Here is a 13,645-nt window from a genome sequence, read left to right on the forward strand (position 1 = left end):
TGTCGCTGATACATTTTAATATAGTTATGGAGTTTTCCCCAGAAATGAATGTATCAATTGATCGACATACTGGCTTTCGTGAAGTTGACTGTGGCCAAGTTCATCGTTTTCAATTATAACTGTTTCCAATTGTTCCGCTGGTATAATCATTCGTAATGCCCTCACGCTTTCTGGCACTGCTATTGGATCTCCAGTACTCCCAATGTTTAGAACGTTTAAACCTGATGGAATCATTTCTTTAGTCGAGCGAAGTAATTGCAGTGCTGCAGAGTTCGGTTTTAAATCTGTAGCCGCTTCGTCGCGATTATATTTAAAATACGTTTTATTGTGTATCCCATCGAAAGGACTGCCGATTGTTACCAAATTATCTGTTACAGGATAGCGGGAAGCGTCACCGTACTCCTCAATATATTTGACTGAAATCAATCCACCCATGGAATGACCAACAAGATTAACATTATTAATTTGATAGTATTGTTTCATATGGCTAAGTACATTTGACAACCACCTTGCTCCATCTTTGAAACTCGCACGATTATCCTCAAATATAACTTGAATATATACTGGCTTTGTTTTACCTTTGTTCAAATTATAGACTCTAACGTCACCTTCACGCGAAACCCGGTAAACAAGTGCCTTTTCCCCCCACTTGTTCGACTCAAAACGGTCCAGCATGCTGCCAAATGAATTGTGTGTTCCTTTATAGCCATGGACAAACACAGTAATAGGCACAGTTTCTCCCTGTGATTTGGCTTTTTCTGGCATATAGGTGATGACTGCAATACCCGCAATAATAATTAGTAAGTTAGTTATTCGAATGATGTATTTCTTTTTCAACAATCGTACTCTCCTGCCTACTGCATTTTATGTAATGTCTTTTGTTTTAAAATTACTGTGGTAAAAATTCCGCCAATGAGAAATAAAAATAATTTAACAAAGAGTAAAGGAATTACAAAAAAGATTGTGTACCCCATTGATACCCACAGCAAAGAGACACCAATTATTTTCGCTTTCAAAGGAATTCCTTTTCCTGCACGGTAATTTTCAATGTATGGTCCTATCCACTTATTTGAAATTAACCATTGATACAAACGATCAGAGCTTCTCACAAAGCATGCTGCCGCAAGGAGTAATAGTGGAGTTGTCGGTAAAAGCGGTAATAGTATGCCGAGTAATCCTAAACCCAAGGATATAAATCCAATTATGATTAACAATATTCGTTTCAGTTGTTTCATTCTTCACACCAGCTATAGTAAATTAATTACTTCTAGTATATCATTTCACGGTTTTTATTTCCTCAATAGAATCAATTTATTTTCTTAGAAAACTTATGCAGTAAGAAAGGATTTATACTTTCTTACTTATTTAAAACAGAATCAATGGAATGAAAAACCGGTACTAAATTTTTGTAAGTGGTGATATAACGAAATCCTATCGTTTTTAACAGTTCGACTGATTCCTTGAACTGATACGAAATGGTTTTCTCCATATGGGAGTCTGAACCAATTGTGATTATTTCTCCACCCAGTTCAAAATACAATTCCAGAATATCTTTGCTTGGCATGCCGTTATTTAAGCCATATCTTACTCCAGATGTATTTAATTCGATTCCCTTTTCAGCAGCAATTATTTCTTTAAAGATTGCTGCGATGATTTCAGAACAATTATGATTTACTGGTTCCTGTTTGTATCGTTTTACTAAATCCAGATGTCCCAGGATCGAAAAGTCCTTGAAGTTTCTAACGCAATAGAGCAGTTCGTTATAATATGCTTCATAGGCATCTTCCGGCTTTCTTCCCCTGAAAAAATCTCCTGAATGCAGATCTTTTTTATTCGCTGTGTGCATCGAACAGATAATAAAATCAAATTCTTCTTTCTTCATCAATTGTTTATAACGTTCCAGCAAATATGGCTGAACCCCAATTTCCACTCCTTTTCTAATCGTAATTTGATCCTGATATTTATTTCGCATTTGATTTATTTTCGTTTCATAACCTGCTAGATCCAAATCAAAATCAATGGTTGGATCGGGATATTCATAGTCGATGTGTTCGGTGAAACAAATTTCCGCAAGACCTAACTCAATTGCACGATTAATACTTTTTTCCATTGGTGTTTTACAATCCGCGGAAAAATCACTGTGAACATGATAATCAAACATCTACAACACTCCTTGCGTTGACTTTTTCTTTCGATACCACTATACTAACAAATAACTTTAACTAGATAAAGCGATAAAGTGATAAAGTAAAAGGGTGGTAGTATGAATCAAGTTAAATTTAATCGATCTGACGGGTTAAACGCAGCTGAGTTTCACAAAAAATCTATAATGCTGCACAGGATAAAGTATATTTTTACAACGTTTGGCTACAGTGAAATTGAGACACCGACGTTTGAATCGTATGATGTATACCAATCTATCATTGGGACAGTTGATCGTGACAGTATGGTAAAAGTTATTGATCCTTCTGGGAAAATTTTGGTTATGCGTCCTGACGTTACGATTCCAATTACGAAAATGCAGGTCTCGGAAGCACCTATCACACTTGAAAATCAACGTCTATTCTATACGGAAAATGTTTTTCGCTTGTCTGAAGGCGAACTAGGAAAAAAAGAATGGACCCAAGCAGGCATCGAAAATTTTGCTCCTAGCTCGGTTGAAACAGACGCTGAAGTTATTGCTTTAGCAGTTCGGGTGCTGCGCAGCATGAAGTTAGGGTCGATTCAAGTTCAAGTTGGTCTGGCAAGTTTTTTCCGAACGTTATTAGAACAGGTTTCTCTTACTATAGCTGAAAGAAAAGAACTCCTATCGCTCGTTCGCGCGAAAAATATATCGGAGATGGAATTATTTTTAACAAATCGGGAGGTTCCAGAGAATTTGCTGAAACTTCTACTGGAAATTCCTTATTTATATGGTGAATTTAATCAAGTTGTGGAGCGCGCTAAATCTTTACCGTTAAATGATTCCATGAAGGAAGAAATAGAGAAGCTTGAAGCATTACACCACATGTTGAAAATTTATGATGTGGAAAGCTATGTATCACTTGATCTTGGTCTCATCAATCATATGGATTACTATTCCGGGATCATTTTTCAAGGTTTTATTGAAAATGTCGGCAAGCCAGTCTTGATGGGCGGCAGGTATGATAAATTGGCAGCACAAATTGGAGAAACACTCCCTGCCATAGGGTTTGCGTGTGAAGTTGATGTGCTGCTTGATGCTATCGCACAGAAGTCCATATTTGAATCAGTGGCGCCTCCTGTCGACGCAGTTGTTGTGTATGAATGGTCCAGACAAAAAGAAGCGATTCAAACAGGCGATAAACTGAGGAAAGATGGATTACGTATCATTGTAACAGCGCAATCTGAGTCTGGTGCTCTGCCAGAAGGGACTCCGGTGATTCGATATGCGAAAACGGACCAGGTGATTGAAAAGGACAGTAGAATGACCCCTTTCTATGAACCTGACAACCTATCAGAAATACTTAAGCGCAACAAGGAGGAAATGTAATTGGATTACCTAACGCTAGCTCTTGGCAAAGGACGTACTGCTATAAAGGCAATTGAGATGCTGCATCAGGCAGGCGTCGAGTTCGAAGATTTTCATCCCAAGTCAAGAAAACTAATATTCTATGATCACAATTTAGGAATAAAAATGGTTTATGTAAAAGCGATAGATGTTCCCACTTACGTGGATACCGGCGCTGCGGATATTGGTATTGCTGGAAAAGACAACATCCAGGAGTCCAGTTCCAATTTTTATGACATGATGGATTTAAAATTTGGCGCCTGTCAATTTGTTGTTGCAGGAGTAAATAAAGAAGCATATGCCGGAAAACAAAAACTGAAGGTCGCTTCCAAATATCCTCGGATAGCAACTGCCTATTTTCAAAAGCAGGGAATAGATACGCAAACGATTAAACTGAATGGCTCAGTAGAACTGGCTCCGTTAATTGGAATGGCAGATGTGATTGTCGACATTATGGAAACCGGAACAACACTGAAAGAAAATGGACTAAGCGTATTTGAAACGATTGATCATATCAGCACCCGCCTGATCGTTAATAAAGCCAGCTTTGCGACAAAGTCCACACGCATTCATGACATATTGAATCGATTACGAACTGTACTGGAGTGAACAAAAATGAAGATCATTACGAAGTCAGCATTTTTAGCAGAAAAGAACAGCTCGACAACCATCACGCAGAACCAAACGATTCGTGCACGTGTTGAGGAAATTATTTTGACTGTAAGGTCTCAAGGGGATCAGGCACTTTTCAACTACACAAAGCAATTCGATGGTGCAGCAATTAATAGCATGGAAGTAACTAAACAGGAAATCGAGGATGCACGTAATCTCGTCGGGGAATTGTTTATGGAAGCATTACAAAAAGCAAAACAAAATATCACCACATTTCATGCCGAGCAGCTGCAAGAGTCCTGGTCAATCGGTGAACGTAACGATGCCTATGTTGGTCAAAAAATCACCCCGCTGGAAAGTGTCGGTGTGTACGTGCCCGGTGGAAAAGCGGCTTACCCGTCTACCGTATTAATGAATGTCATTCCAGCCAAACTTGCAGGTGTCTCATCGATTAGCATCGTTACACCACCACAAGCAAACGGCAAAATAAACCCATACGTACTGGCCGCTGCCGATGAAGCTGGAGCTGACCGGATTTATAAAGTTGGTGGTGCACAGGCTATCGCTGCACTGGCATATGGAACGGAAACAATTAAAAAAGTGAACAAAATAGTTGGACCCGGCAACTCCTATGTAGCCCAGGCCAAGAAAATGGTCTTTGGTGATGTTTCTATCGATATGATTGCCGGGCCAAGTGAAATATGTATCGTCGCTGACAGCTCAGCGGATCCAAGATTTGCTGCTGCAGATCTACTCTCTCAGGCAGAACATGATGAAGAAGCAAGCGCTATTTGCATTACCACATCATACGAAATGGCTCAGTCCATTCTAACTGAAATAACTCTTCAAACGAAATCGCTTGAACGAAAGAAAATTATACAAGCATCGATTGAGAAAAAAGGACGGATAATTGTTTGTGAAACGCTTGAGGAAGCATTTGAAATTGTAAACGAAATCGCACCAGAACATCTGCAGCTCATGATCAAAGAACCGTATAACGCTTTGGAAGCAATAAAAAATGCTGGTGCCATTTTCCTTGGAAACTATTCACCAGAAGCGCTGGGAGATTATTTTGCCGGGCCAAACCATACGCTGCCAACAAATGGTACAGCGGCATTTGCTTCCCCACTTGGCGTATACGATTTCGTCAAAAAATCAAGCGTTATTCAGTATTCGCAAACCGCCCTTGCCGCGGCAGCTGACTCGATTATTACATTGGCTGAAGCAGAAGGATTATCTGCACACGCGAATGCAATCCGAGTCAGAAAAAGTTAAAAGAATTACATTACGATGTGATTCGCGCAGGACTATGCTGAAATCGCGCATTACTCGTATATTATCGCGCGACGTACGGTAGCTTTCGCGCACTAACATCCCAGATTCGCGCAACACTCACTTGGAATCGCGCGCTGAGGGAGTTGTGCGCGATTCCTGGCCGCGTGTGCGCGATATTCGATAGGCAGTGCGCGTTTCCTCGCCACGGCTGCGCGATTCTGGCCAAACCTTGCGCGACTTGGAACACTCACTGCTCCATAACCTAATAATTAATTTCACCAATTAAAAGAAAGGAAGATATTACATGCGAACAGCTGAAGTTGAACGTAAAACAAACGAAACTTCCATACAGGCTGATTTTACAATTGATGGAAAAGGGAACTCTGCCATTCAAACAGGTGTGGGGTTTTTAGACCATATGTTAACTTTATTCACGCGACACGGATTATTCGATTTAAATCTTACCTGTGACGGGGACCTTGACGTAGATCAGCACCATTCGGCGGAAGATATTGGGATAGTGTTGGGGCAGGCTCTGGAACAAGCATTAGGTGTAAAAAAAGGAATTAATCGTTATGCAACCATCATTACGCCAATGGATGAGGCACGGTCGACGATATCCATTGATATCAGTGGTCGTTCTTATTTGGTTTTCCGTGTAGATGGATTAAAAGATAAAGTTGGTGACTTTGATACCGAACTTGTTGAAGAGTTTTTTCTAGCTTTCACTCGTCATGCAAACCTCACGCTTCATATTGAACTGGATTACGGAAAAAACACTCATCATATCATCGAATCAATTTTTAAAGGGTTTGGACGGGCCTTGGACGAGGCAACTAAACTGAACCCAAGAATTATAGGCGTACCCTCAACAAAAGGTTCGTTGTAAAAAAGGAGATATCTATATGATTGCCATTATTGACTACGGCGCAGGAAATATTAAAAGCCTGCAGTTTGCTTTTGATAAATTGGATTTGGAAACGTGTGTTACATCTGATAAACAAGTTATCCTTGCAAGTGACGCAATTATATTACCTGGTGTTGGAGCTTTTAATGATGCAATGAAGGCGCTTGAAGCACATGATCTGCTTGAAGTTCTTAAGCAGGAAGCTCTATCTGGAAAACCTTTCCTTGGTATTTGCCTGGGTATGCAATTGTTATATGACCAAAGCTTTGAAGACGGTGTCTGGACCGGTTTAGGGTTACTGAACGGCAAGATTAAACGAATTCCCTCTAGTGTAAAAGTTCCGCATATGGGCTGGAATACGCTGACACTTCATCAGCAAAGTCCAATACTGAAAAATATAAAGGATCAGGATTATGTATATTTTGTACACTCCTACTTTGCAGCAGATTGGAACGAAGATGCACTTATCAGCAGTTGTTTTTATGGTGAAAAATTACCAGCTATTGTACAAAAAAATAATGTCATTGGTATGCAATTTCATCCAGAAAAAAGTGGTGAAGCCGGTATACAGTTATTAAAGAACTTCGGGGAGATGATTTCATGATACTATTTCCAGCTATTGATCTACTGGATGGGAAATGTGTTCGACTTACACAGGGTGATTATGAACAGGAACAAATTTACAGCGACTCACCTGTTGACGTGGCAAAACGGTGGGAAAATCAGGGCGCATCGTACATTCACATTGTTGATTTGGATGGTGCGAAAACAGGAAACATGACTAACCTTTCAACAATTGAATCAATCGTCCATGCAGTCCAGATCCCTGTCCAGGTTGGAGGCGGAATCCGCTCATTGCAAAGCCTTCAAAATTATCAATCGATTGGCGTCTCCCGGATGATTATCGGGACCGCAGCTATTGAAGATAAGAATTTTTTGCGAACGGCTGTATCAACCTATGGTGAGAAAATCGCAGTTTCGATCGACGCTAGAAATGGCATGGTAGCGACAAATGGCTGGATTGAAACCAGCGAAGTTTCAGCCCTTGATTTAGTAAAGGAACTGAATGAACTTGGCGTGCAAACTATCATTTACACCGATATTATGAAAGACGGAATGCTATCAGGTCCAAATTTTAAAGAACTCGACATCATCAACCAACGAACTGGACAGAATATCATCGCTTCTGGAGGAGTGTCTAATGTTGATGATATTAAACAATTGGAAGCAATGGATATGTACGGTGCAATTGTCGGAAAAGCTTTATATAATGGCTCCCTTTCATTGGAAGTACTCCTGAATGGTGATATCAATGTTAGCTAAACGAATTATTCCATGTCTGGATGTGAACCAGGGTCGTGTTGTGAAAGGTAAAAAGTTTCAAAACATACAGGATGTAGCGGATCCTGTGGAACTCGCGAAGCGCTATAGTGAAGAAGGCGCAGACGAGCTTGTTTTTTACGATATAACCGCTTCAAGCGATGAGCGGGATATTTTCCTCGATATCGTGGAGAAGGTTGCTGCTGAAATTACAATCCCATTCACAGTTGGTGGCGGTATTCGCACAGTCCAGGACGTTCATCGTGTCCTTCGTGCTGGTGCGGATAAAGTATCTATAAACAGTGCTGCTGTTAAAAATCCTGCGTTATTGACAGATGCGGCGCTAAAGTTTGGGAGCCAGTGTATCGTCCTTTCGATCGATGCAAAAACAACTGAAAATAACGAAAGCGCTGTTTTTCTAAATGGAGGTCGAGTGAACACACATATGAATGCTTTAGAATGGGCAAAACGCGGCGCAGAGCTTGGTGCAGGTGAGCTGGTAATTAATGCGATGGATACCGATGGAGTCAAAGAAGGCTACGATATAAGTTTAATAAAAAAAATATCTGAAATCGTTACAATTCCAGTCGTGGCAAGCGGTGGAGCGGGTACCATGAAGCACTTTGCTGATGTGTTAAAAGAAGGTAAAGCAGACGCTGCGCTTGCTGCATCTGTTTTCCACTATAACGAAATTCAGATTCCAGAATTAAAAGACTATCTAATACGTAACGATATCGCGATAAGGGGTGTGAAAGCATGGATATAAATGAACTTAGCTTTGATGAGAATGGTCTGATTCCAGCGATCATACAGGATGCAACAACAGGCGATGTGCTGATGTTTGCCTATATGAATGAAGAATCGCTGTCAAAGACGCTTGAGACAAATGAGACGTGGTTTTACAGCCGGTCAAGACAATCCTTGTGGAATAAAGGGGAAACATCTGGTAATAAGCAATCTGTTCAAAAGATTTCCTATGATTGTGACGCAGATTCATTATTAATTCAGGTTGATCCTAATGGCCCTGCTTGCCATACAGGTGAAGATTCCTGTTTTTACCGTACACTTGCTGAAAACAACTCTTATGAACGTAATGTTATGCACACATTGACCGAAAAGATCACAGAACGACGAGAGGATCCTGTATCAGGTTCTTATACAACGTACTTATTCACTGAAGGAATCGATAAAGTACTGAAAAAAATTGGGGAAGAAACGAGCGAAGTGATCATCGGTGCAAAAAACAATGATAAACAGGAAGTTGTATGGGAAATTGCCGATCTGACTTATCACACGCTTGTTTTAATGGAAATTCTCGGTGTAAGCATTAATGATATAAAGAAAGAGTTATATAAACGCCATGTTCAAAAAGAAGGTAATGACAGTGAATAAATTCTGGAGCTCTGCCGTGCTGCGAACCGAACCATATGTCCCTGGCGAGCAATTAGAGGTGGAAGGGTTAGTAAAATTAAATACGAACGAAAACCCATATCCACCTTCACCACGTGTAACAGTAGCAATTCAAGCAGAACTGAACAGAAAACTGAATCGCTATCCTTCTCCCACCACTGATTCATTAAGGGAAAAGATCTCAGATTATTATCACCTTGAATCTGACCAGATTTTTATTGGAAATGGATCAGATGAGATTCTTGCATTCAGCGTTATGGCGTTTTTTGAACCTGGAAAGACTATCCGGTTTCCTAATATCTCCTACAGTTTTTACCCGGTCTATGCAAAGCTGTTTGATATTCCGTATGAAGAAGTACCATTAAACCGTGATTTTACGTTACCAACGGAAAAGTTTTTTCAGAGCGACGGCGGAGTGATTTTCCCAAATCCGAATGCCCCAACAAGCATCTATGCGCACTTGACCGATATCATAGAGATTATAGAAAACAATCCGAATTGTGTTGTCATTATCGATGAAGCTTACATTGATTTTGCAAACGAGTCAGCTGTCAGTCTGGTTAATGCATACGATAATTTGCTTGTTGTACAAACCATGTCAAAGTCTCGCTCACTTGCTGGATTACGCGTGGGCTTCGCAATTGGAAACCCTGACTTAATTGAAGCATTAAATCGCGTCAAGAATTCTTTTAACTCCTATACAATCGACCGCCTGGCAATTGCTGGAGCAGAAGCTGCGATAATGGATACAGCGTATTTCAGGGATACGATTGAGCGAATTAAAGTTACAAGGGAATGGGTGACAGAGTCCCTAAAAACGCTTGGGTTTTCCATATTGCCTTCTGATGCAAATTTTCTATTTGTACAGCATTATAAAATTGATGCCAGCACTATTTATTCTAAGTTAAAAGAACAAAATGTACTGGTCCGATATTTCAACAAACGTTTAATTAATAATCACCTGCGAATTACAATTGGAACAGAGGATGATATGACATCTTTAATTAAGACGCTTAATTCCATCGTTTAGAAAAACTCGGCATTCGACTTGTCTTTAATAGCGAATGCTGAGATTTTACTTATACCTGCATTTGCTCTAACTTTTTATACTTATAACTAGATTTTCGCAGAATAAAATAAGGTGATTCTCCTAGAAATAGTTGAATATCGTCGCAATCCATTCTCTCAGTTGACTCAGTATCTCTATACTGCGAAGTTATTACCAAAAAATGTTCTAAAGCTGCCGTCCAGGATCGCTGCGGGCGGATGCTTTCCGCGGGCACGGCTTCAGTCTCCTCGAGAAGAGCACTCTGCGGGGCCTTCAGACTCGTGCTGTTCCCGTTGGAGTCACCGCCCTCCGCTCACCTGGACTGGTAAAGCTTTAACGTCTTTGTTTTTTATTCAACTAGTGCATGTAGAAATAGCCGTGCTATCAGAGAGGCAGCTAAAAAATCTGCGACATCCATATTTTGTCTAGAGATTGAAGCGGATGGCAGTCGACTCCTGCGGGAGGAAAGGCATAGGTGAGACCCCCGAGTGCAAAGCACGAGGAGGCTCACCAGCCGCCCGCGGAAAGCGACTGCCATCAGCGGAAATCTCGTTGCTGTTACATCGCAGCATTCCCAAAGTGGTAAGTTATTTCGCAGTTTACATCAACTGTGACAGAAGTTTATCTGCTAAAATTAAAAAAACTCCCATCAACGATTTGTGATGGGAGTTTTAAAAGTGGCTTAAATCATATGCTCAATTTCTGCATCTTTTTTCAATTCTTCTACTTTAGCCTGCAGTTTCTGTGATTGTTTCTGTTTCAGTAATTGACTTTTAATCTGCTCTTTTATCTCTTCAAGTTTTGGAAGATCTTTGTTTTTACTTTGCTCTTTTAGCTTAGCATAGTATTCCTCGACTTCTTTTTCTGTAACCTCTGCTGATTCAATTTCCTGTTTGGTGTATTGTTGGAGAGTTAATTCGAATTTCAACTGGTCTTTATAGGATTCCTCAGACAGCTTGTATTTTTCTAGAACGGTTTCAAAGTTCTTAGCATTTTCTTCTTTAATTGCTTCAAATTCTTTTTGAACTTCCTTATCCGTAACTTCAATACCCTGCTCTTTTGCAGCCTGCATTAGAAGCTCTTGTTCAACAATAACTTTTAGTACTTGATCTTTTACTTTTTTGGTATCACTAACATCTTGTCCATATTGACTCATCAATGTCTTTGTTTGTGCATAAGAAGCATTGTATTGCTTACCCTTTACTTTTTCTCCATTTATTTGAGAAACAACTTTATCGCTGTCTACCTTCTCTTCATCAGTTATCTTAACTTCTTTGCTAGCTTGTTCAGTTGTCTCTTTTGAAGCTTCTTCTTTGTCTTTAGCTTTGTCAGCAGAATCATCTCCACCGCATGCTGTTAACACTGTTGCCAACGCAATTGCGAGAGCCAACATAATCATTTTTTTCATGGAATTAATCCCTCATTTCATAAACTTTATCTATTCATTCAAACATAAATTTCGCTTGCATTGCAAGTCTCTGGATTGTAAATAACCGTCACATTACCTGATATATCAGTGATTTGCTAACTATTTTACACTTTCAAGTCATTTTAAAGTATCTATTTCTTACTTTTACCACAAATCGATAGACCGAGACAAAAATCAGCCTCTGAATGTAGATAAGTTCGTTCCTCTAGCCGTTTTGTAACGTGTCGTCCCCTTCTATACTTATAGTAGAAACAAACATGAAACGGAGGGGCACAAATGATGAACCTTTTTGAGACTCAGGTTATTATTGAAAGTAAACGCATAAGATAACTAGCGATGTTAAAACGCTGGAATCTATCTATCCTGAAACAAATTTATCAATAGCAGCGCGCCGATCTAATATATATATCTACCCATGCAGAAGCTGACATACTCCCCATGTTAGCTTCTTTTCTAATCTGAGTCACCGTCACAGCCCTCACCCGTACAATAGGTTGTTTCTGACTTTTTTGGGTTTAATGATTGTAATATAGGCTGCTCTTTTTCTTCTTCCCAGACTTTTTCGATTACTTCAGTAAATACATCTGGTGGTTGCGCCCCAGAAACTGCATATTTATCGTTGAAGACAAAAAATGGTACTCCTTCTGCTCCAATCTGCTGTGCTTCCTGTTCGTCGCTTCTCACTGCTTTCGCATAATCGGTAGAATTTAAAACATCCAGGACAACATCTTTATCCAAACCAATTTCCTCAGCCAATGACACCAACGTTTCATAATTACCAATGTGAAGCGAATCGGTAAAATATGCTTGGAGCAACCGCTCGGTCATTTCTTTACCTTTCCCTTGCTCATCAGCATACTTAGCCAGTCGGTGTGCATCGAACGTATTCGTATGCTTCATCGTATCAAACCGATACGTGAGTCCTATTTCAGCTGCCTGATCCGCCATATTATGGTTTGTTTGCCTAGCTTTCTCAACGCTCATACCAAATTTTTCTGCAAGTATCTCATGTATTGTTTTATCCGGATTCTTTGCTGCGTTCGGATCTAATTCATAACTTTTATATGTGATTGTAACCTTCTCTTTATTTGAAAATTTATCCATTGCAAGTTCCAGCCTGCGCTTACCGATGTAGCAGAATGGACAAACAAAGTCTGAATAGACGTCAATTTTCATTGTAACTAACACCTCATTTCTGTTAGTTATTGTAGCATAGGATAAAAGACTGTTGGTAATATTGTGCTTACATGCTTAATGAAGGTTTCTGTCAATATATTTTCCGTAATCCGGTACCGCTTCTTGTTCGAAGTTCTCCACCAAACCTTTTAAGCCTATTTTCAGTTTTTCCCCATGCATTACAGTGCCATGCCCCGGTATCATTACTTTCGGATCCAATTCCGCAAGTTTAACTACGGACTCTTTCGCTGCCTTCCAATCGTTTGTTAAGTATCGTGGTGGACCATTTAGTTCAGGGGTTTGCATCAATACTTTGTAAAATGAGTCCTGCTTTACTGTAATACATGCATCGCCTGAAATTAATGTACGGTCACTTTCCCTAAAAAAAGAAACATGACCCGGTGAATGACCTGGTGTGTGTACCCACATCCAATTTATTAATCCTGGTACACTTCCATCTTCAGGCAGAGGTTTCACTGCACTTCCAAGGTTAATTGGTTTATTTGGAAAAGAAGATGATGCCTTAGCAATCAGCCCGCCTTCTACTGTTGGATCAGGGTCGGGGTAGGACGTTTCTCCAGTTAAAAATGGTATTTCCAATTCGTGCGCATATACAGGTACTTCCCACTCTTCGATTAGATCTATGAGCCCCCCTACATGATCAAAGTGTCCATGTGTAAGAACAATTGCGGAAGGTCTGCTTTCCCGCCCAAAACGATCCACCACGACAGATTTAATTTCAGGGGCAGACTTTGGCATACCACCGTCAATGAGAACCCAATCACCTTCAGTCGGGCTTCCGATGAAACATATGTTTACTATCTGATCGGTGTAATAATAGACATCATTATGAACCACATTTCCAGTTCCACTCGTGATGGATGTCATTGGTATAAATCGAAGTATACTATTTTCATTTGTCTGTTTATCCATTTGATT

At 40.1% G+C, this 13,645-nt stretch carries 15 protein-coding genes; 9 read left to right on the top strand and 6 right to left on the bottom strand.

Annotation, left to right across the window (positions count from 1 at the left end; all coding sequences use genetic code 11):
* Positions 1-24: 24 nt before the first annotated feature.
* From VBD025_RS01960 to VBD025_RS01970, 3 genes are all read right to left on the bottom strand, one after another.
* Positions 25-837 carry an alpha/beta hydrolase gene (locus VBD025_RS01960; protein ID WP_430788787.1) on the bottom strand — a complete coding sequence of 271 codons (813 nt, stop codon included), beginning with the start codon at positions 835-837 and terminating at the stop codon, positions 25-27.
* A 17-nt stretch (positions 838-854) separates the two neighbouring features.
* Positions 855-1,235, bottom strand: coding sequence for a YbaN family protein (locus tag VBD025_RS01965; RefSeq protein ID WP_430788789.1), 381 nt, complete (start codon positions 1,233-1,235; stop codon positions 855-857).
* A gap of 122 nt (positions 1,236-1,357) precedes the next feature.
* On the bottom strand, positions 1,358-2,161 hold the full coding sequence (locus VBD025_RS01970; RefSeq protein WP_430788790.1) for a histidinol-phosphatase HisJ family protein: 804 nt from the start codon (positions 2,159-2,161) through the stop codon (positions 1,358-1,360).
* Positions 2,162-2,263: 102 nt separating this feature from the next.
* Here VBD025_RS01970 and VBD025_RS01975 point away from each other — a divergent pair, with 102 nt between their 5' ends.
* The 9 genes from VBD025_RS01975 to hisC all read left to right on the top strand — a co-directional run bounded on the left by VBD025_RS01975 (position 2,264) and on the right by hisC (position 10,083).
* On the top strand, positions 2,264-3,511 hold the full coding sequence (locus VBD025_RS01975; protein WP_430788792.1) for an ATP phosphoribosyltransferase regulatory subunit: 1,248 nt from the start codon (positions 2,264-2,266) through the stop codon (positions 3,509-3,511).
* The gene (gene hisG / locus VBD025_RS01980) at positions 3,512-4,138 is read left to right on the top strand and encodes an ATP phosphoribosyltransferase (protein ID WP_430788794.1); all 627 of its coding nucleotides are present in this window, start codon (positions 3,512-3,514) and stop codon (positions 4,136-4,138) included.
* A gap of 6 nt (positions 4,139-4,144) precedes the next feature.
* Entirely contained in the window at positions 4,145-5,416 is a 1,272-nt protein-coding gene (gene hisD, locus VBD025_RS01985) for a histidinol dehydrogenase (RefSeq protein ID WP_430788796.1), read from the top strand.
* A 304-nt stretch (positions 5,417-5,720) separates the two neighbouring features.
* A complete protein-coding gene (gene hisB / locus VBD025_RS01990; RefSeq protein WP_430788798.1) occupies positions 5,721-6,305 on the top strand; it encodes an imidazoleglycerol-phosphate dehydratase HisB in 585 nt (194 codons plus the stop codon).
* Between the two features lie 16 nt (positions 6,306-6,321).
* The gene (gene hisH, locus VBD025_RS01995; RefSeq protein ID WP_430788800.1) at positions 6,322-6,927 is read left to right on the top strand and encodes an imidazole glycerol phosphate synthase subunit HisH; all 606 of its coding nucleotides are present in this window, start codon (positions 6,322-6,324) and stop codon (positions 6,925-6,927) included.
* On the top strand, positions 6,924-7,646 hold the full coding sequence (gene hisA, locus VBD025_RS02000) for a 1-(5-phosphoribosyl)-5-[(5-phosphoribosylamino)methylideneamino]imidazole-4-carboxamide isomerase (protein WP_430788802.1): 723 nt from the start codon (positions 6,924-6,926) through the stop codon (positions 7,644-7,646). The genes hisH and hisA overlap by 4 nt, the downstream gene beginning before the upstream one ends.
* The gene (gene hisF, locus VBD025_RS02005; RefSeq protein WP_430791226.1) at positions 7,636-8,409 is read left to right on the top strand and encodes an imidazole glycerol phosphate synthase subunit HisF; all 774 of its coding nucleotides are present in this window, start codon (positions 7,636-7,638) and stop codon (positions 8,407-8,409) included. The genes hisA and hisF overlap by 11 nt, the downstream gene beginning before the upstream one ends.
* Positions 8,400-9,035, top strand: a complete 636-nt coding sequence (gene hisIE / locus VBD025_RS02010; RefSeq protein ID WP_430788804.1) for a bifunctional phosphoribosyl-AMP cyclohydrolase/phosphoribosyl-ATP diphosphatase HisIE — start codon at positions 8,400-8,402, stop codon at positions 9,033-9,035. The genes hisF and hisIE overlap by 10 nt, the downstream gene beginning before the upstream one ends.
* Entirely contained in the window at positions 9,028-10,083 is a 1,056-nt protein-coding gene (gene hisC / locus VBD025_RS02015) for a histidinol-phosphate transaminase (protein ID WP_430788806.1), read from the top strand. The genes hisIE and hisC overlap by 8 nt, the downstream gene beginning before the upstream one ends.
* 700 nt (positions 10,084-10,783) lie before the next feature.
* On the opposite strand, the gene VBD025_RS02020 is transcribed toward hisC, so the two are convergent.
* The 3 genes from VBD025_RS02020 to VBD025_RS02030 all read right to left on the bottom strand — a co-directional run bounded on the left by VBD025_RS02020 (position 10,784) and on the right by VBD025_RS02030 (position 13,639).
* Positions 10,784-11,509: a SurA N-terminal domain-containing protein gene (locus tag VBD025_RS02020; protein WP_430788808.1), complete on the bottom strand. Its 726-nt coding sequence runs from the start codon at positions 11,507-11,509 to the stop codon at positions 10,784-10,786.
* A 474-nt stretch (positions 11,510-11,983) separates the two neighbouring features.
* Positions 11,984-12,706, bottom strand: coding sequence for a DsbA family oxidoreductase (locus tag VBD025_RS02025; RefSeq protein ID WP_430788810.1), 723 nt, complete (start codon positions 12,704-12,706; stop codon positions 11,984-11,986).
* A gap of 75 nt (positions 12,707-12,781) precedes the next feature.
* On the bottom strand, positions 12,782-13,639 hold the full coding sequence (locus VBD025_RS02030; RefSeq protein ID WP_430788812.1) for an MBL fold metallo-hydrolase: 858 nt from the start codon (positions 13,637-13,639) through the stop codon (positions 12,782-12,784).
* Positions 13,640-13,645 lie beyond the last annotated feature (6 nt).

Origin of the sequence: Virgibacillus flavescens (genome assembly GCF_050574275.1) — a bacterium.
GTDB lineage: Bacteria > Bacillota > Bacilli > Bacillales > Amphibacillaceae > Virgibacillus_F > Virgibacillus_F flavescens.